The organism is Micromonospora vulcania (assembly GCF_042658605.1).
GTDB lineage: Bacteria > Actinomycetota > Actinomycetes > Mycobacteriales > Micromonosporaceae > Micromonospora > Micromonospora vulcania.
Window position 1 is genome coordinate 1 of record NZ_JBHSQS010000001.1, and the last position, 17,772, is coordinate 17,772.

A 17,772-nucleotide genomic window follows, 5' to 3' on the forward strand; every position below is an offset into this window, starting at 1 on the left:
GCGGACGGGGTGGGCGCGGCGGCGGCGCGCGGCGCGCGGCGCGGGCGGGGCGGGACGCGGCGCGCGCGGGGCGGGGCGCGGCGCGGGCGGGGCGCGGTGCGGGTGTGGGTACGCGGAGGGGCGCCGGTCAGGTTGACCGACGCCCCTTGCGGACCGGGAACCAGCGGCTCAGCCGAAGCGGCCGGTGATGTAGTCCTCGGTCTTCTTCACGCTCGGGTTGCTGAAGATCTTCTGGGTGTTGTCGTACTCGATGAGCCGGCCCGGGTCGCCCGTCTTCTCGATCGAGAAGAAGGCGGTCCGGTCCGACACTCGGGCGGCCTGCTGCATGTTGTGCGTCACGATGATGATCGTGAACTTGTCCTTGAGCTGGAACATCAGGTCCTCGATCGCCAGGGTGGAGATCGGGTCCAGGGCCGAGCAGGGCTCGTCCATCAGCACGACCTGCGGCTCGACCGCGATGGTACGGGCGATGCAGAGCCGCTGCTGCTGACCGCCGGAGAGGCCCGCGCCGGGCTTGCCCAGCCGGTCCTTGACCTCGTCCCACAGGTTCGCCGAGCGCAGCGCCTTCTCGGCCGCGTCCTCCAGGATCGACTTGCGGCGGACGCCGTTGAGCTTCAGCCCGGCGACCACGTTGTCGAAGATCGACATGGTGGGGAACGGGTTGGGGCGCTGGAAGACCATGCCGATCGTGCGCCGGACCGCGGTGACGTCCACGTCCCGGTGGTAGATGTCCTGGTCGTCGATGGTCAGGCTGCCCTCGACCCGGGCGCCCGGCAGCACCTCGTGCATCCGGTTGATCGACCGCAGGAAGGTGGACTTGCCGCAGCCGGACGGCCCGATGAGGGCGGTGACCGTCTTCGGCTCGACCGTCAGGTTGATGTTCTCGATCGCCTTGAAGCCGCCGTAGTAGGCAGTGACGTTCGCGGCTTGGACGCGCTTGGCCATGGTGGTACCTCCGGGGTTCATCGGCTGAGCCTGTTGCGGCGGGCCAGCAGCTTCGCCGCGATCGTCAGGATGAGCACGAGGGCGACCAGGGTGAGTGCCGCGGTCCACGCCCGTGCCGGCGCGTACCTCGACGCGTCACCGGCCTGCTGGTAGACGAAGAGGGACAGCGACGACTGGTTGTTCTCGAAGGGGTTGGTGTTGATCGCGGCACCGCCGCCGGCGACCAGCAGCACCGGCGCGGTCTCGCCGGCCGCACGGGCGATGGCGAGCATGACGCCGGTCACGATGCCGGGCAGTGCGGTCGGCAGCACCACCCGCAGGATGGTCTTCCACTTGGGTACGCCGAGCGCGTACGCGCCCTCGCGCAGCGGCGCCGGGACGAGGCGGAGCATCTCCTCGGTGGACCGGACGATGGTGGGCAGCATCAGCACGCTGAGTGCCAGCGCGGCGGCGAAGCCCGAGAAGCTCGGCCGGCCGTCGTTGAACCACGGCGACACGACCAGCACCCAGAACGCCAGCACGAAGAGGCCGGAGACGATCGACGGGATGCCGGTCATCACGTCCACGAAGAACCGGATCGCGAACGCGAACCGGCCCCGCCCGTACTCGACGATGTAGATGGCGCAGAGGATGCCGAGCGGCACGGTGATCAGGGCGGCGATGCCGACCTGCTCCAGCGTGCCGATGATCGCGTGGTACGCGCCGCCGTTCGCGTCCCGGGCGCCGATGTTGTTCATCGAGGTCTGGAAGAAGTTGCCGTCCAGCCGCTCGGCGCCCTTGCTGACCAGTGTCCAGACCACCGACGCGAGTGGCAGTACGGCCAGCACGAACGCGGAGTGGATCAGCGCGCTCCAGGTGCGGTTGCGGGCCGACCGACGTCCCTCGACGGCGTTGGCCGCGGCGAAGAGCCCGGCCAGGTAGAGCACCGCGGCCAGGGCGACCACGAGAACCGGGCCGCCGATGCCGGTGCCGTAGACGAGCACGGCGGCGAGCGCCAGGGCCGCCACGGCGATGGCCGGTGCGGCGTACGGGGGCAGCCGCCGGGCCCGCAGCGAAGCGGGCTGGGCCGGCGGGCGGGAGCGATGGGAGGTGACGGTTGTGGTCATGCGGCCGACTCCGTGAACTCCCGGCGGCGGTAGATGATCGCCCGGGCGGTGATGTTGACGATCAGCGTGATGGTGAAGAGCACCAGGCCGGAGGCGATCAGCGCGCCCCGACCGGTCTCGTTCGCCTCGCCGAACGCGTTGGCGATGTTGGCGGCGATGGTGTTACCGCCGTTCTGGATCAGGTTGAACGAGATCCCGAAGGTGATACCGAGGGTCAGCGCGAGGGCGATGGTCTCACCGAGTGCGCGGCCCAGCCCGAGCATCACCGCGGCGATGATGCCGGGGCGACCGTAGGGCAGCACCGCGGTGCGGATCATCTCCCAGCGGGTGGCGCCCAGGGCGATGGCGGCCTCCTCGTTCGCCTTCGGCGTCTGGAGGAACACCTCGCGGGAGAGTGAGGTGACGATCGGCAGCACCATGATCGACAGGACCAGGGCACCCAGCAGGATGGACGCTCCGAAGGGCCCGTCGCCGCCGAAGAGCGGGATCCAACCGAAGTATTCGTTCAGCCAGGCCGAGAAGTCCCGGACCGGGCTGCTGAAGACGTCCCGCCCCCAGAGGCCGAAGACCACGCTCGGTACGGCGGCGAGCAGGTCGACCAGGAAGCCGAGCGCGGTGCCCAGCCGGCGGGGCGCGTAGTGCGAGAGGTAGAGCGCGATGCCCAGCGCCACCGGTACCGCGATGAGCAGGGCCAACGCCGAACTGAGCACGGTGCCGAAGGCGAGGGTCCCGATGCCGAACTTGGGCTCGGTGTCGTTCGGGGACCAGCCCTCGTAGGACCAGAAGTTCTCGGTGTTGGCGCGTAGGGCCGGTACCGCCTTGGCGATCAGGAAGATCGCGATGGCGGCGATGATGACCAGGACGGCGGTGCCGGCGGCCAGGGTGAGACCGCGGAAGGCCCGCTCGGCGCCGAATTTCCGGTTGCGCGGCAGCGCGCCGCCGCCGCCCAGCCCGGCGCCGCCCGGGGTACGGGTGCTGACTGGTGCCTCGGCCACACGCGCCGAGGCACCGGCGGGCCACTCGTGACTCTGGGTCACGCGCGTCCCGCCGGTGCCGGCGTCGGCCGAGCGGTGAGGGGTTTCACCCATCTGCTCGCTCGATTCGGTTGCGGAGGTGGTGGGGTCGGGTCAGGAGAGGTTCTTGACCGCGGTCTCGACCTTGGTGCGGACCGTCTCCGGCAGCGGGGCGTAGCCCAGGTCGGTCAGCGAGTTCTGGCCCTCGGTGCTGGCGGCGTAGGTCAGGAGGCCCTTGACCAGCTTCAGCTTGTCGGCCGCGAGGCCCTTGCTGCAGACGATCTCGTACGTCGCCAGGACGATCGGGTACGCCCCGGCCTCCTTGGTGTTGTAGTCGATCGACAGCTTGAGGTCGTCGCCCTGGCCCTCGACCTTGGCACCGGCGATGGTCTTGCCGGCAGCCTCGGCGGTCAGCGCGGCGAACTCGCCCGCGCCGTTACCGATCTTGGCGGTCTTCAGGGCGGCGTTCTCGGCGAACGACCACTCCATGTAGCCGATCGAGCCGTCGGCGGCCTTGACCTTGCTGGCCACGCCGTCCGAGCCCTTGGCACCGGTGCCGCCCGGGGCCTTCCAGGCCTTGGCGTTGCCCAGGGTCCAGTCCGCCTCGGAGGTCTTGGAGAGGAACTTGGTGAAGTTGTCGGTGGTGCCCGACTCGTCCGACCGGTGCACGGTCTGGATGGTGGTCGCCGGCAGCTTGGCGTCCGGGTTGTCAGCCTTGATCGCGGCGTCGTCCCACTTGGTCACCTTGCCACCGAAGATCTTCGCCAGGGTGGCCGGCTTGAGCTGGAGGTTGTCCACGCCGCTGACGTTGTAGGCGACGGCCACGGGGCCGATCACCATCGGCAGGTGGATGGCCTTGCCGCCGACGCACTTGGCGTCGGCCTGCGGCTGCTCCTCCGGCTTGAGCGCGGAGTCGGAGCCGGCGAAGTCGGCGGTGCCGGCGATGAACGTCTGGATGCCGGCGCCGGAGCCGCTGGCCTCGTAGTTGATCGTGGTGCCCTGGCACTTCTGCTGGTACGCCTTGATCCACTCGGCCATGGCGTTCTTCTGGGCCGACGAGCCCTGGGCGTTCACCGTGCCGGTGGCGCAGTCGACCGCGGCGGCCGAGCCCGAAGCGCTGGTGGTGGGCTCGTTGTTGTCCGAGCCGCATGCACTGAGACCGAGCGTCGCGGTAAGAGCGAGGCAGGCAAGAGTGCCGTACCGCTGGAGCTTCACCTGAGGGGTTTCCCTTCGCGTCTGACTTGGCACCCCGATCCCGGGGCCCGAGAACCGGCACTGACCGGCTGATACGAAAGTTAGAAGTGCCAGGTAGCCGGTTCGCCGGTCGCAAGTGAACGCAAGGTGAACACGTACGGCCTCCGAGGTGACCGCTCGCTGAGGGCGAGTTGTCCGTTAAGTGAACTCGGATGCGCCTGTCGGAAGTATGGTCATATTTCCGGTTCGCCGTTATCCCGCCGACGCGTGGCCGTTACCCCTCGGTGACCCCGGTCCGAGGCCGGGCGAGACTCAGCCCAGGTGGTAGTTGATGTGCGCGGACCAGCGGGCGAAGCCCAGCCGCTCGTAGAGCGCGACCGCCCCGGTGTTCGACTCGTCCACGTACAACATCACCCGGTCCAGGCCGCGCTTGTCCCGCAGGTACGCCAGCCCGGCGGTGGTCAACGCCCGACCGAGCCCACCGCCGTGCGCGGTCGGCTCCACGCCGAGCACGTACACCTCGCCGATCCGGGCCGAACCGGGCCGCTCGTGCACCTTGGTCCAGTGGAAGCCGAGCAGTCGGCCGGTCGTGGTCTCCTCGGCGAGCAGGAAGCCGGCCGGATCGAACCAGGGCTCGGCCAGTCGGACCCGCAGATCGTCGGTCGTCCACCGGCCCTGCTCCGGGTGCTCGGCGAACGCCCGCGCGTTGAGCGTGAGCCAGGCGTCGTCGTCCGCTCCCGGGCGGAACGCGCGCAGCACGACACCGTCGGGCAGCCGCAGCTCGGTCAGCGGGGCGGCCAGTGGCCGGCGGAGCTGCCAGAGCACCCGGGCACGGGTGAACCCGAGGTCGACCGCGAGCGCGGCCGCCGAGGGGTGATCGCCGTGCGCCCAGGCCCGCAGCGGGCCGGTGGCCGAGGCGAGCACGCCCCGGGCCAGCGCCCGGCCGGTGCCCCGCCGCCGGTACGCGGGATGCACCGCCAGCTCCACACCGATTCCGCCGACGGGGTCGGTGGTGTCCAGGTGCGCGTACCCGGTGAGGGTGCCGTCGTCGGCCCGGGCGATCAGGTGCACGGCCGGGGCCTCGGGGTCGCGCAGCCGGAGCAGGACGTGCTCGTCGAGCGGGTCCGCGCCGTCGGTGTCACCCGCGGACCGGGCCAGCGCCAGCACGTCGGCGATCTCCGCCGGGCCCAGTCGGCCGGTCCGGGTCACCTGGTCACTGGTCGGCTCCGCGCTGCTCATCCCGTCACCGTAGTCGTCGGGAACCTCGGTCGGCCGGGATCCCCGGGCCGCCGGACCGCGCCGCTGGGCCGGTGCACGTCGGGCCGGTTCACGTCGTGCCGGTTCACGTCGGGCCGGTTCACGTCGGGTCGGTGGGCAGTGCCTCCAGCTCGAACCGCTCGGTCAGGTTGGACAGGATCTGGCGCAGCGCGTCCACCGTGCCCTGCCGGTCGCCGCCGGCGTCGTGCATCAGCACCACCGAGCCCGGTTCGACCTGGGTCACCACCGCCGCGGTGATCTTGCTGGCGCCGGGCACCTGCCAGTCCGACGGGTCCACCGACCAGTGCAGCGGCGTCATGCCGAGCTGCTGCGCCACCGACACCACGGGGAGGGTCCAGGCGCCGCCGGGCTGCCGGTACCAGACGATCGGCGCGCCCGGGACCGCAGCGCGGATCGCGTCATTGGTACGCAGCAGGTCGGTGCGGATCGTCTCCGCCGATCGGGTGCCGAGAGTGACGTCGTGGTGCCAGGAGTGGTTGCACAGGCTGTGCCCGTCGGCCACGATCGCCTGGATCAGGTCGGGATGGTCCTGCGCGTTCTCACCCACCACGCAGAAGGTGGCCTTGACGTCGAACTCGCGCAGCGTGGCGAGGACCTGCGGGGTGTAACGCGGGTCCGGGCCGTCGTCGAAGGTCAGCGCGACCCGTGGCGTGCCGGTGGTCGCGTGCGCGCCGAACAGCCGCTCGCCTCCGGTGTCCTGACCGGCACCCTTCTGCCCCGTCCCGTCCTGCCCGGCCTCGGTGGGGCCGGCGCTGGAGCTGGCACTCGGCGGCTCGCCCGGTTCGTCGCCGCTGGGTTGGTCGGCGTAGTACGGCCCGTCGGCGTTGCTGGTGACTCCGGTTGCCTGCCGCTGGGGTGGATCGGGAACGAGGCTGCGGCCCAGCACGTACGCAGAGCCGAGCAGCGCCGCCACCACCAGTGTGACGATCCCCACCGCGCGTGCCGTCGAGCTGGCCGGCGTCACCGCTTCCGCCCGACTGACCGGTCACTCCGGCCCGTCGCCCCCGTGGTCATTGCGCGCACCGTCGCCCCTTCCTACAGCAAACCCGGCAGTCAGAATAGAACCGACGAGCTGCGCAAAAAGGGCATATAGGAATTCGCCCCGGGCGAGCGGGGATCTCAGACGGGCAGCGGCGCGTGCTCCGCCTCGGGCAGGGACCGCGACGGCGGCACGACGAACTTGTAACCCACCTGGCGGACGGTGCCGATCATCGACTCGTACTCCGAGCCGAGCTTGGCGCGCAAGCGGCGGACGTGTACGTCCACCGTCCGCGTGCCGCCGAAGTAGTCGTACCCCCAGACCTCGCGGAGCAGCTGGTCGCGGGTGAACACCCGGCCCGGGTGCTGGGCCAGGAACTTCAGCAGCTCGAACTCCTTGTAGGTGAGATCGAGCGGGCGTCCCTTGAGCTTGGCCGCGTACGTGTCGGGGTCGATGGTCAGCTCACCGGCCCGGATCGAGCCACCGGCACCGGCGGTCGCGTTGCTCAGCCGACCGACCGCCAGTCGCAGCCGCGCCTCCACCTCGGCGGGGCCGGCCGAGGCGAGGATGACGTCGTCGACGCCCCAGTCGGCGTTCAGTGCGATCAGGCCCGCCTCGGTCACCACCGCGACCAGCGGCACCCCGAGCCCGGTGGCGTGCAGCATCCGGCAGGTCGCCCGGGCCTCGCTCAGCTCCGACCGCGCGTCCACCAGGACAGCGTCCGGGCTGGGGCCGGCGACCAGGGTGCGGACGTCACGTGGCGCGGTGCGGACCGAGTGCGGCAGCAGGTCGAGTGCCGGCAGCACAGCGGATGGCTCCCCTGCGCGCGCGGTCACCAGCAGCAGGATCTCCACGATCACCTCCGTCCCGGCGGCGCGTGGCCGCGCGCGACCAGCCACACTCGTGCATGAGTGCGCTGAGAACTTGCGTGGGTCCCGGCGTCGCTGACGGGCGGGTAACGGGTTGAGAGTAACCGATCGCCCCGGCTGTACCGCCGGGCCATTTCCCGTTTGTCTATCTTGCCCCTGATCGTGGCACAGGTTTTAACGTTGCCGAAACCCTTGACCACCGCGTTGGGCGGTCGGTCTGGCACGATCGGGGCGTGTTTCCCTCCACCTCGCCCGAGGCCGGCCGCGATTCGTGGCCCGACGGGCCCCGTCCGGGCCCCGCCGCTCCGACCCGTGGCCATCCGCCCGCGCCGCGTACCGGGCCGGCCGTCGACGACGGCGACCGCCGGGAACGAGGCGGGCCGCGCCGTGCCCGCCGTGCCGGAGAACCGGCCCGTCGCTCCGAGGACGAGATCGACGAGCCGGAGGAGGAGGTCGTACCCCCGGTCGAGGTCCGCCGCCCGCTGGCGCTGACCATCGCCGGCTTCGCCGCGCTGCTCGGCGTCGGCCTGGTGCTCGGCGCGCAGACCTCGGGCCCCGGTCACCGGCTGCCGTTCGCCTTCATCATCTTCGGCGTCCAGTTGCTGTTCGTGCTCGCCTGGACGATGGCCATGCGCCCGCCCGCACTGCTGCTGGTCGGCGGGATCAGCGCCGGTGTCGCCGCGTTCGCCGACATCGCCGCGGTGCAGTCCGACATCGCCGGCCTGGCGCCGCTGGGATACCTGGCCGCTGGTGGATTCCTGGCCGCGGTGCTCGGTCAGTTGGTCCGCCGCGTCGACCGGGTCCGGGTGACCGACTCCCTCGGCGCCACGCTGCTCATCGTGGTCGGGGTGGTGGCCTTCGGCACCCTGATCGTGCTCAGCCGGATCCCCGCCGGCACCCAGGCGATCACCGTCTGCCTGACCGCGAGCGGTGTCGCCCTCACCGTCGCCCGCCTCACCGACGCGGTGCTGCCGTGGCCCCGGCTGGCTCCCCAGGTGCCCCGGGGCGCAGCCGGCGTGGTTGGCGGCGCGATGGTCGGCACCCTGGTCAGCGCGGTCCTCGGCAGCTACCTGGTGGCACCTTTCACGCCAACCCGCGCCGCGGTGATCGGCCTGGTCGCGGCGGTCACCGCCGTGCTCTCCGACCTCGCCGTGGGGTACGCGGAGGCGGGCCGCTTGATGGCCGGAGAACTGCCCACCATGTGGGTCGCCCGGCACATGCAGGGTCCGCTCGGTGGCTTCGCCCTGGCCGCGCCGGCCGCGTACGCGATGTGCATGCTCTTCCTCTGAGCCACGGTTGAGTCCAGAGTCGGTCGGGTACCAACGGGTGCACCGGGACGGGACGACTCGCCGCGCTGCGGCGGGCGGAGACAGGAGGCGGCGTGGCGCAGGAGTATCCGGCCGGCGAGGCCCGGCCCCGACGGCGCGGTCGCAAGCTGTTCATCGGCCTGGTCGTGCTGCTCCTGCTGGTGGCAGGGCTGCTGGTCGTCGCGGACCGGGTGGCGGTCGGGGTGGCCGAGAGGGCCATCGCCGACCGGGTCAGCCAGGAGGTCACCAAGCAGAACGCGCAGGCCGCCGCGCCCGACGTCGAGGTCCACGGGGTTCCGTTCCTCACCCAGGTGCTCGATGGTCGCTACGAGCGGATCTCCATCCATCTGCGGGACGTGCAGGCCTCGGTCGAGGGTGACGCCGTCCGACTGCCGGTGCTCGACGTGGACGCCCGCAACGTGCGGGCCTCGCTGGACACCCTGCGCAGCGGTCAGGGCGACGTCGTCGCGGACACCGTCAACGGCACCGGCACGATCAGCTACGACAGCCTCGCCGCGCTGTTGAACCGGCCCGGGCTGACGCTCGGCGAGCAGGGCGGCAAGCTCGCCGTCACCGCCCCGGTCGACATCCTCGGTGCGAAGCTCACGGTCCGGGGCACCGCCGACGTCACGGTCGCCGACAACGGAGCGGTCGCACTGCGCGTCAACAACCTGGACGCCGAGGGGCTGCCGAACCTGCCGGTGGCGCGTGCGCTGCTGAACAGCTACGCCAAGGGCATCTCCATCGACATACCCCTGCCGGATCTGCCGTTCCAGCTCGCCGTCCGGAAGGTTCAGCCGATGCCCGACGGGCTGACCGTCACCGCCGACGCGAAGAACGTGCCGATCAACTCCGCCAGCTGAACGAGCGTCTGCAGGCCGGGGCGGAACCCACCGTCCGGTTGATTCCCGGATGCTGGTCGGCCCGGTGGCAGGTTGGTCACAGACTGGTAGGCTCCCTGGCCATGGGGACCCACCTCACCAAACGGCGCGCGGTCGACCTGTGCCGCGTGGCCACCTGCCTGTGTCGCCCCGTCATCTGACGGCGGGGCTGTCTCCGGCCGCCTGACGGCGGCCACCGGCACGCAGGATCTTCGTATCCCTCCGGTGATCCCACCGAAAGCCCGGCAGCGGCGCCGTCGCACGAACCCGTGATCCCGTCCTTCCGCTGGGTCCCGCGCGTGGTGCGACAGTCACACCTATCGATACTCGCGCGTTGGCTCACCATCCATCCTCACCAGGGAGTGATTCGATGAGTCGCGACACCGCACTCGTTTCGGCCGAGTGGGCCGAGAAGAACCTCGACGCCCCGGGCGTCGTCTTCGTCGAGGTCGACGAGGACACCTCGGCCTACGACACCGGCCACATCGCCGGCGCCATCAAGCTCGACTGGAAGACCGACCTCCAGGACCCGATCCGCCGGGACTTCGTCAACAAGACCCAGTTCGAGGCGCTGCTCTCCGAGCGGGGCATCGGCAACGACGACACCGTGGTCCTCTATGGCGGCAACAACAACTGGTTCGCCGCGTACGCCTACTGGTACTTCAAGCTCTACGGCCACGGCGACGTGAAGCTGCTCGACGGCGGCCGCAAGAAGTGGGAGCTGGACGCCCGTCCGCTGGTCACCGACGCGGTGACCCGCCCGGCCACGCAGTACGCCGCGCAGGAGCCGGACACCTCCATCCGGGCCTTCCGCGACGAGGTCGTCGCCGCGATCGGCACCAAGAACCTGGTCGACGTGCGCAGCCCCGACGAGTTCGCCGGCCGGCTGCTCGCCCCCGCCCACCTGCCCCAGGAGCAGGCGCAGCGCGGCGGCCACATCCCCACCGCGATCAGCGTGCCGTGGTCGAAGGCCGCCAACGAGGACGGCACCTTCAAGTCCGACGACGAGCTGCGCCGGATCTACGGCGACGCGGGGCTCGACGACGGCAAGGAGACCATCGCCTACTGCCGGATCGGCGAGCGCTCCTCGCACACCTGGTTCGTGCTCCAGGAGCTGCTCGGGCACCGCAACGTGAAGAACTACGACGGCTCCTGGACCGAGTACGGCTCGCTGGTCGGCGTGCCGGTCGCGCTCGGCGACGAGCCCGGGGAGGCCTGACATGACCGCTCCCACCGCCGCGGGTTGCGCCGCACCGGACCAGGCCGCGCCGTTGCCGGCCAGCCTGGATCTGGAGAAGGAAACCGTGATCACCGGCATCGTCCGCGCCGAGGGGGACGAGGTCGTGGCGGGCGCGTACGTCCGACTGCTCGACTCGACCGGTGAGTTCACCGCCGAGGTGGTCACCTCAGCGGCCGGCCAGTTCCGGTTCTTCGCCGCGCCGGGCACCTGGACGCTGCGGGCGCTGTCCCGGCACGGCAACGGCGACACCGCCGTCACCGCAGGCCGGGGCATCAACGAGGTCAGCGTCACCGTCGCCTGACCCACTGCTCTGATCGACCGGGGCCGGTCACCCGCGAGGGTGACCGGCCCCGGTCGCTTCGCAGGGGATCAGTAGGCGCGCATCCTGCTCTGGTTGTCGGCGGGGGGCGAATCGGGTTGAACCACTTTGTAGTCCAACTCCTGCAGTGCCTGAGCAGCGACGCCGGGTGCGTCGCGTACCGCGGCCAGCAACTGGAGCCTGCGCCATTCCTCGCGGCCCTCGTCCACCGCGTTCCGCCATCCCTCGACAGTGTCGACGCAGAACTCCTCCACTACGGCTTGCAGGACATCCTAGACGCAGGGTCGGAAGCGATGTCCACCGAGCGGGAAGTGGAACTTGGCCAGCCGGGGGACCTCATGCCTGCGCTTGCGGGCCTTGGGGCGTCCCCGCGCTCCGTCCTGCATGACGAAGGCGAACTCGTCGCGATGGCCGTGAACGTGCAGGTGGGCACAGGGCACCCCGGCTTGGAGTTCCCGAACGTACTCATAGCGGAACAGGGGCGCCTTGTCGCCCTTCGATGTCACGTGAATCCAGGAGGCATCCGTGGCTAGGTGCTGGCCGCTCGAATCCATGCAGCAGTTGAACTTGAGCAGCAGGTCGAGGCGGTGCCTGTTGTCGATGTACAAGGGGAAGGTGCCGAAGTCGTCTCCCTCGACTACGCCCACCATGACGCGACCGCCGTTCCTGCCAGGCATCAGCAGCGCGGACAGGGTCTTGTCCGTCTTCACCACGCGTTGTAAGCGGGTGGTGATGTCGTCGGCGAACGCGCTGGCTCTGGCGACCAGATCGGGGGAGACGGCGGAACCGTCAGTCGTCATCGCCGAGGAGATAGTCAATGGACCGGACCATCTCGTAGACGCTGCGTTCGTCGGCTCGTAACTCGAAGTCGCGCCCCAGGTCGTACAGCGTCTCTTTGCTCATGTGGACGCGCTCCAGAAGCCGAGCTCGCCATTCACGCAGCTGTTCTGGGGTCTTGACGATGGCGGTGCCCATTGCTGGTCCTCTCGCCGTCGACGACGTCGCTGTTGGCGTCACCTTACTGCCTCCCTCCGACGCCGTGGACCACACAGTGGATTCCACGCGTCACCAGTCCACTACTCAAGGTCAATCGATGGCACCGGCTGTCTGGGTGCGTTCGTGTCGGTTAACCGACAGTGGTTCTCAATCGGCGTCGGCCGGACGGGACTTGGGCCTGCGGGTGGCCGACGATGCGGTCGACCGCCGACCACCCGCAGCGGCCAATCAGATGCCGGTCGCTCTCGCGCAGGACTCGGCCGGGTCGAGTACGAAGTCGACCGTCCTGACGGTGCCCGCCGCGATCCGGACGCGTTGTGTCTTCGGTACCCAGCCGTCCCGGGCCACGATCACCTCGTAGCGGCCCCTGGGCAGCCACCAGGTGTACCGGCCCTGGGCGTTGGCGGTCAGCGTGTGGCCGGTCGTCGTGCCCACCCGGTTGACCCGTACGGTCGCGCGGAGCGGGACGCTCGTTCCGCCGCAGCTCACGCCGGTGCTGGTGCCCTGGATCCGGCCCCAGGTCGCCGGTGGCGACACGCTCATCTTCACCGGCACCGCGGGCACCGGGTACGGCGTGTCCGAGGCGATGGCCAGTTCGCCGGTCCAGGTGCCCGGTCGCGGCACGCCAGCCGCCGCGGTGGCGCTCAGTGTGACGGTGACCGTCCGGGACGCGCCCGGGGCCAGGGTGACGGTGGTCGGCGCGGCGGCCAGCCAGGGCAGGTCCGCCTCACCGGCGCAGAGGCCCAGACCGCCCAGCCGCTCACTGTCCGTCGATCCCACGAACGGGGTGGGCGAACCACCGATCTTGTACGCGCCGCAGGCGGCGGCGCCCCGGTACCGGGCGAACTGGACGTTGGGCAGGTCCCGCCACCTGCCGGCCACCGGGTCGTACGCGATGGTCCGGTTGGTCGCGGTGGTCGAGCCGGAGGTCACCCCACCGGCCAGCACCAGCAGCCCGCCGGCCGCCGTGTACTGGGAGGCCCAGAGGTCCACCGGCATGTTCGGCAGTGGGCTCCAGGAGTCGGCCGCCGGGTCGTACCGGTAGGCATCGGTGTATTCGGTGCTGCCGGTGCCGCCAGCGCAGTAGACCGCACTGCCGATCCCGCCACAGGAGAGCCAGGCGACCGGGTGCGGGTAGGCCGCTCCGGTGCGGAACAGGCCGGTCGACGGGTCGAAGACGACCAGCCGGTCCGATTCGGCGCAGGCGCTGTCGAGGCAGCCGCCGACCAGGTAGACCTTTCCGCCGGCCACCGCCCCGCCGGCCGCCGCCACCGGGAACGGGTTCGTCGGCCCGGCCAGCGTGCTCCAGTTGCCGGCGGCCGGGTCGAACACGTCCACCGAGGCGACCGTGCCGTCATCGGCATCCCAGCCGCCGATCACGTACAGCTTGCCGTCCGCCGCCGCGGCGACCGGCTTGGACCGGGGGGTCGGCAGATCGGGCAGTGCGGTCCAGGCATCCGGGCCGGGGTCGTACCGCCACGCCTTGCTCTCCAGGCCGCTGCCGCCACCACCGCCGACGGAGTAGATCCGGCCGTCCAGGCCGGCTGCCGCGTTGTCGAAGACCCCCTCCGGCAGGCCGGCGGTTGCGGCCCAGCCGTCGTCGGCGCGAGGTGCCGCGGCGATGCCCGTCGCGCCGTACGCGGTGCCGGTCCGGGCCTTGCTGATTCCCTTCATCACCTGCTCGCGCAGCGGTGCGCCGGCCCCGGACAGCGCCTCGTACCGCCCGTTGCGCTCGATCAGGTTGGCGGTCGCCGGTGCCGTACCGGTGTTGCGCAGCGTCACCTTCCTGGTGCGGGTGCCGCCGTACGGCTGGTGTGACTCGACGGTGGCCGGGGTGACGGTGAGTCGGCCGGCGGCCAGCGCGATGTCCAGCCGCCGGGCCCCGTCGGCCAGTACGGTCACCCGCTTCGTCGTGGTCCGGTACGGCGGTCGGCTGGCGGTGAACGGGTGCGCTCCGGTCAGTCCGGAGTAGAGCCACCAGAAGCCGTCCGGCAGGTTCGGGTCGTCCGGCGTCGCCGCCGACACCCCACGGTCCTCCGGACGGTCACGGCTGACCACGGTGATCCGGTTGAGTGGTGCCCCGGTGTTGCGGTCGGTGGTGATGCCGAGCACCAGCCCGCCGGGGACCGGAGCGCACTCGCGGTTGACCACCTGCACGTCGTCCACCTGCCACCACCAGGCGAAGGTGCCGTTGAAGCGGAACCTGACCTGGACGGAGGACGCCCCGCCCGCCGGGCCCAGCGGCACCTCCTCGACCCGCGGTCCGCGTCGGCTGTCGCTCTGGTGCCAGACCGTCGTCCAGGTGCTGCCGCTGTCGGTGGAGACGTCCACCTCGGCGGTGTCGCTGACGCCGACCGCCCGCCAGTCGCTGCGGAAGCGCAGCACCGGCGCCGGTGCGGTGCTCAGGTCGATCGTCGGCGTCACCAGGTCGGTGTCCTGGGTGTTGTCGGCACCGAGCCGGTCGCTGTCGACGATCGCGAAAGCGCCGGCGCCGCCGGTGAGGTTGCCGCGCTCGCCGAGGTCGGTGAAGGTCCAGCCACCGCCTTCGGTGCGGTTGCGGACCGTCCAGCCGGCCGGCACCTCGGTGCCGTCGAAGCTCTCGCTCAACAGTGGCGCGTCGAAGCTGCCGGCATAGCCGGGCGCCGCGCAGGTCGGTTCGACCGGTACGGCGATGTCGGCCGTCACCCGCCGGGCATCCACCGGCACGTCCCGGGTGACCGTGCGGTAGCCGGGGTAGTGGGCGGTCACGGTCAGTTGGTGGCTGGCGTCGCCCGGGACGGTGAACGAGTACCGCCCGGTGACCGGGTTGGTGAAGATCGGACCACCGGGTCGACCGGCGACCTCGATCCGGGCGTAGAGCGGCCAGCCGTGCCCGGAGCCGTCGGTGACCCGGCCGCTGATGGTGACCCTTGGCTTCGCCACCAGGGCGAAGTCGCGGGTGACGGTACCGCCGTCGGCGACGGTGACGGTGGCCGACTGCTCGCGGTAGCCGTACGCGTCGACGGTGACCGTGGTCGGGCCGACCGGCGCGGTGAGTGCGTACCGGCCGTCCGCGTCGGTGGTGACGCTGCGGGTGCCGTCGCTGACGGTCGCACCGGCGATCGGGTCACCGTCGGCCGCCTCGGTCACCTGGCCCACGATCCGCCCGACTGCGCCGCGCGGCGCGTCCCGCACCGCCGCGTACGCGTCCAGCCGGCCCTCGCCGAAGACGTTGTTGTCGGCGGCGGTGCCACCGCAGGTGGAGTCGTCGACGTCCCGGGCGGTCCGGTCCAGCAGTTCCTCGGTGCCGGCGACGTCGCCCCGCAGGCTCGGTGCCGCCGACCAGATCAGCGCGACCGTGCCGGAGACGTGCGGCGCGGCCATCGAGGTGCCGCTGAGGACGGCGTACGAGTCGTCGGGGACGCTGGAACGCACGCTGCTGCCCGGGGCCGAGATGTTCGGCTTGTACGACTGCGGGTCGGTGGCGTCGCCCCGCCCCGAGAAGCCGGAGGGGGCGTTGTCGACGTCGTACGAGCCGACCGCGTACGCGTTGGCGTTGTCGCCGGGGGAGCCGGCGCTACCGCAGTCGGGTCCGTTGTTGCCGCTGGAGAAGACCGGGAACATCCCGGCCGCCCGCCAGGCCGCGATGGTCTGCTGATACCACGGGTCGGCACCGGCACCGCCCCACGAGTTGTTCACCACGTCGGGACGCAGGTCGGGGCGGGGATTCCGTCCAGCCAGATCCGTCGGGGCCAGCACCCACTGGCCGGCGGCGAGCAGCGAGGCGTCGGAGCAGGAGGTGCCCTCGCAGCCCTTGGCGGCGATCCAGGTCGCGCCGGGCGCGACGCCGATCTGGTTGCCGGCGTCGTCGTCGCCGATCATCGTGCCCATCGTGTGGGTGCCATGGCCGTTGGTGTCGCAGGGCGCCGGGCTCGGGCAGTCGCCGGCCGGGTCGTACCAGTTGTGGTCGTGGTCGAACGCGCCGCCGCCGAGGTTGCCCCGGTACGCCCCGACCAGCGCCGGGTGGTCGTACTGGACGCCGCTGTCGATGTTGGCGACGACCACGCCCTCGCCACGGTCGCCGAACTCGCTCCACACCTGTGGCGCGTTGATGTTGCTGAGCCCCCACTCGGCGCCGTTGGTGCCCGCGCGGCTGCCGGCGGCCGGCGTCGGTTGGATCAACGGGTAGCTGCGGGCGGGCTCGATCCGGGCCACGTCGGGGCGCTTGGCGATCTCGTCGACCAGTGCCCGGTCGCCGGTCACCCGCACCGCGTTGGCGATCCAGTAGGCGGTGTGCGGCGCTCGGCGGGCCGTCAGCAGCGCCCGCAGGTCGTGTTGGGTGCGCTCGGCGGTGGTGGTGAGCAGGCGATGCACCTCACGGGCCCGGTCGTCCGGGTCACGCAGCCTGGCGGTCTCCGCCACCGGTGCGGTGTCCCGCAGATAGACCAGGAAGCTCCCGCTGGCCGTCGTACCGAGCTGGCCCAGTAGTCCTTGATCCACGCTGGCCCGCGTCGGTGTGGGTGCGGCCCGCGCCGCGATCGTGGGTTGGGCGGTGAGGCCGATCAGGAGCGCGGCGCACGCCACGGTCGTCCGCCAGCGTGCGGACCGTGCGGTTGATGGTCGGAACACTCTTTCTCCCCACGTCATGACAGCCAGGCAGTGGCGTGTCCATCCGGTGCTGACTGGATAACGCCGTTCAGTACCTGGTCAGTGACGAGGCGCGGGGGAACCGGGCGCGGCGGACGCCGTCGCGACGGCCGACCGCCGCCGGTTGAGCGGACCGTCCGTGACACCATGGCCGGGTGAGCGGTGCTGTGCGGACGGGGTGGGCCCCGTCGACCGGTCCCGCCGCGCCGGCACCCGCCCGGCGGCGGCGCTGGCTGCTGGTCGCGAGCGTGGTCTGGGCCGTGCTGCTGGCCGTGCTCACCTGGACGTCGGTCCGCGACGACCCACCGACCGTCCGCGAACAGCGGTCCCTCGACCAGGCCGGGCCGGTGGCCGACCGGGCGGCCGGCGAGCTGGTCCGGGCGGCCGGCGCGGCCGGGCTGCTGGAGCTGGGCCCGGTGCGGATCGAGTCGGGCTGCCGCGTCACCCCGTTCGCCGACGGCCGCACGCTGCGACGTGAGGTCGGGGTGCTCGCGCCCGCCGGCACCGAGCGGGCCGTGCTGACCGGGATCGCCGATCGGCTGCCGGCGGATTGGCGGGCCGTGGTCGGTCCCGGGCTGGACGGCTTGGAGCTGCGCGCCGACGCCGGGGACTTCGTGGCCGTCGAGGGGCGGCCGACCGGGGACGGTCGCGTCCGCTTGACCATCGACACCGGCTGCCGGCCGGTCGGTGCCGGCCACACCCCGCCGGCGGCAGCCGTCGGCGAGGAGGCCGCCGCCCTGACGGCCGCGCTGCGGGCGCTCGACCAGCCGGCCGACGCCGCGCCGGAGCTGGTGACCGCGTCCTGTCCGGGCGGCGCGTTGGCCCGTACCGTGCGGTCCGTCGTCGGACCCGGCCCGGCCACGTCGCCGGGTGGGCTCGCCCCGCTGGCCGGCGGCTCACCGCTCCTGGACCACCCCCCGGTGTACGCGTACCGCGCCGGTCCGGTGACCGTGCTGGCCGACCTCACCCCGGACGCCGGCCGGGTGACGGCGACCGTCGGCTGCCCGGCCTGAGGCAGG

At 71.7% G+C, this 17,772-nt stretch carries 17 protein-coding genes; 6 read left to right on the forward strand and 11 right to left on the reverse strand.

The genetic code is table 11. The features are described from left to right. Positions 1-168 precede the first annotated feature (168 nt). From pstB to ACFQGL_RS00035, 7 genes are all read right to left on the reverse strand, one after another. Positions 169-945, reverse strand: a complete 777-nt coding sequence (gene pstB / locus ACFQGL_RS00005) for a phosphate ABC transporter ATP-binding protein PstB (RefSeq protein WP_377504628.1) — start codon at positions 943-945, stop codon at positions 169-171. 17 nt (positions 946-962) lie between these two features. Then, entirely contained in the window at positions 963-2,051 is a 1,089-nt protein-coding gene (pstA, locus tag ACFQGL_RS00010; RefSeq protein WP_377503684.1) for a phosphate ABC transporter permease PstA, read from the reverse strand. After that, positions 2,048-3,139: a phosphate ABC transporter permease subunit PstC gene (gene pstC / locus ACFQGL_RS00015; protein ID WP_377503686.1), complete on the reverse strand. Its 1,092-nt coding sequence runs from the start codon at positions 3,137-3,139 to the stop codon at positions 2,048-2,050. Before pstC ends, pstA begins: the two co-directional genes overlap by 4 nt. 39 nt (positions 3,140-3,178) lie before the next feature. After that, the gene (gene pstS, locus ACFQGL_RS00020; protein ID WP_377503688.1) at positions 3,179-4,279 is read right to left on the reverse strand and encodes a phosphate ABC transporter substrate-binding protein PstS; all 1,101 of its coding nucleotides are present in this window, start codon (positions 4,277-4,279) and stop codon (positions 3,179-3,181) included. A gap of 291 nt (positions 4,280-4,570) precedes the next feature. Continuing rightward, on the reverse strand, positions 4,571-5,497 hold the full coding sequence (gene mshD / locus ACFQGL_RS00025; RefSeq protein WP_377503690.1) for a mycothiol synthase: 927 nt from the start codon (positions 5,495-5,497) through the stop codon (positions 4,571-4,573). A 118-nt stretch (positions 5,498-5,615) separates the two neighbouring features. Next, positions 5,616-6,470, reverse strand: coding sequence for a polysaccharide deacetylase family protein (locus ACFQGL_RS00030; RefSeq protein ID WP_377503692.1), 855 nt, complete (start codon positions 6,468-6,470; stop codon positions 5,616-5,618). A 185-nt stretch (positions 6,471-6,655) separates the two neighbouring features. Further along, on the reverse strand, positions 6,656-7,375 hold the full coding sequence (locus ACFQGL_RS00035) for a winged helix-turn-helix transcriptional regulator (RefSeq protein WP_179781168.1): 720 nt from the start codon (positions 7,373-7,375) through the stop codon (positions 6,656-6,658). Positions 7,376-7,617: 242 nt separating this feature from the next. On the opposite strand from ACFQGL_RS00035, the gene ACFQGL_RS00040 reads away from it, so the two are divergent. The 5 genes from ACFQGL_RS00040 to ACFQGL_RS00060 all read left to right on the forward strand — a co-directional run bounded on the left by ACFQGL_RS00040 (position 7,618) and on the right by ACFQGL_RS00060 (position 11,113). Beyond that, positions 7,618-8,673, forward strand: a complete 1,056-nt coding sequence (locus ACFQGL_RS00040) for a hypothetical protein (RefSeq protein ID WP_377503695.1) — start codon at positions 7,618-7,620, stop codon at positions 8,671-8,673. 92 nt (positions 8,674-8,765) lie between these two features. Further along, the gene (locus ACFQGL_RS00045) at positions 8,766-9,554 is read left to right on the forward strand and encodes an LmeA family phospholipid-binding protein (RefSeq protein WP_377503696.1); all 789 of its coding nucleotides are present in this window, start codon (positions 8,766-8,768) and stop codon (positions 9,552-9,554) included. A 101-nt stretch (positions 9,555-9,655) separates the two neighbouring features. Then, positions 9,656-9,733, forward strand: a complete 78-nt coding sequence (locus ACFQGL_RS00050) for an Ms5788A family Cys-rich leader peptide (protein WP_310503780.1) — start codon at positions 9,656-9,658, stop codon at positions 9,731-9,733. A gap of 209 nt (positions 9,734-9,942) precedes the next feature. Next, the gene (locus tag ACFQGL_RS00055) at positions 9,943-10,791 is read left to right on the forward strand and encodes a sulfurtransferase (RefSeq protein WP_377503698.1); all 849 of its coding nucleotides are present in this window, start codon (positions 9,943-9,945) and stop codon (positions 10,789-10,791) included. A 1-nt stretch (position 10,792) separates the two neighbouring features. Then, positions 10,793-11,113, forward strand: coding sequence for a DUF1416 domain-containing protein (locus ACFQGL_RS00060; RefSeq protein WP_377503700.1), 321 nt, complete (start codon positions 10,793-10,795; stop codon positions 11,111-11,113). A 68-nt stretch (positions 11,114-11,181) separates the two neighbouring features. On the opposite strand, the gene ACFQGL_RS00065 is transcribed toward ACFQGL_RS00060, so the two are convergent. From ACFQGL_RS00065 to ACFQGL_RS00080, 4 genes are all read right to left on the reverse strand, one after another. Next, positions 11,182-11,340 carry a hypothetical protein gene (locus ACFQGL_RS00065; protein WP_377503702.1) on the reverse strand — a complete coding sequence of 53 codons (159 nt, stop codon included), beginning with the start codon at positions 11,338-11,340 and terminating at the stop codon, positions 11,182-11,184. Between the two features lie 63 nt (positions 11,341-11,403). Further along, positions 11,404-11,931, reverse strand: a complete 528-nt coding sequence (locus ACFQGL_RS00070; RefSeq protein ID WP_377503704.1) for a hypothetical protein — start codon at positions 11,929-11,931, stop codon at positions 11,404-11,406. Then, on the reverse strand, positions 11,921-12,106 hold the full coding sequence (locus ACFQGL_RS00075) for a hypothetical protein (RefSeq protein ID WP_377503706.1): 186 nt from the start codon (positions 12,104-12,106) through the stop codon (positions 11,921-11,923). Before ACFQGL_RS00075 ends, ACFQGL_RS00070 begins: the two co-directional genes overlap by 11 nt. Before the next feature lie 249 nt (positions 12,107-12,355). Beyond that, complete coding sequence (locus tag ACFQGL_RS00080) at positions 12,356-16,735, reverse strand: S8 family serine peptidase (protein WP_377503707.1); 4,380 nt, start codon at positions 16,733-16,735, stop codon at positions 12,356-12,358. A gap of 173 nt (positions 16,736-16,908) precedes the next feature. Between ACFQGL_RS00080 and ACFQGL_RS00085 the strand changes: the two genes are divergently transcribed. Further along, on the forward strand, positions 16,909-17,766 hold the full coding sequence (locus ACFQGL_RS00085) for a hypothetical protein (RefSeq protein WP_377503709.1): 858 nt from the start codon (positions 16,909-16,911) through the stop codon (positions 17,764-17,766). Positions 17,767-17,772 lie beyond the last annotated feature (6 nt).

Excerpts from the sequence above, each read along its gene's own strand:
- ACFQGL_RS00070 (WP_377503704.1), bottom strand. The coding sequence starts at position 11,931 with ATGACGACTGACGGTTCCGCCGTCTCCCCCGATCTGGTCGCCAGAGCC.
- ACFQGL_RS00075 (WP_377503706.1), bottom strand. The coding sequence starts at position 12,106 with ATGGGCACCGCCATCGTCAAGACCCCAGAACAGCTGCGTGAATGGCGA.
- ACFQGL_RS00055 (WP_377503698.1), top strand. The coding sequence starts at position 9,943 with ATGAGTCGCGACACCGCACTCGTTTCGGCCGAGTGGGCCGAGAAGAAC.
- pstB (WP_377504628.1), bottom strand. The coding sequence starts at position 945 with ATGGCCAAGCGCGTCCAAGCCGCGAACGTCACTGCCTACTACGGCGGC.
- mshD (WP_377503690.1), bottom strand. The coding sequence starts at position 5,497 with ATGAGCAGCGCGGAGCCGACCAGTGACCAGGTGACCCGGACCGGCCGA.
- ACFQGL_RS00060 (WP_377503700.1), top strand. The coding sequence starts at position 10,793 with ATGACCGCTCCCACCGCCGCGGGTTGCGCCGCACCGGACCAGGCCGCG.
- ACFQGL_RS00050 (WP_310503780.1), top strand. The coding sequence starts at position 9,656 with ATGGGGACCCACCTCACCAAACGGCGCGCGGTCGACCTGTGCCGCGTG.
- pstA (WP_377503684.1), bottom strand. The coding sequence starts at position 2,051 with ATGACCACAACCGTCACCTCCCATCGCTCCCGCCCGCCGGCCCAGCCC.
- pstC (WP_377503686.1), bottom strand. The coding sequence starts at position 3,139 with ATGGGTGAAACCCCTCACCGCTCGGCCGACGCCGGCACCGGCGGGACG.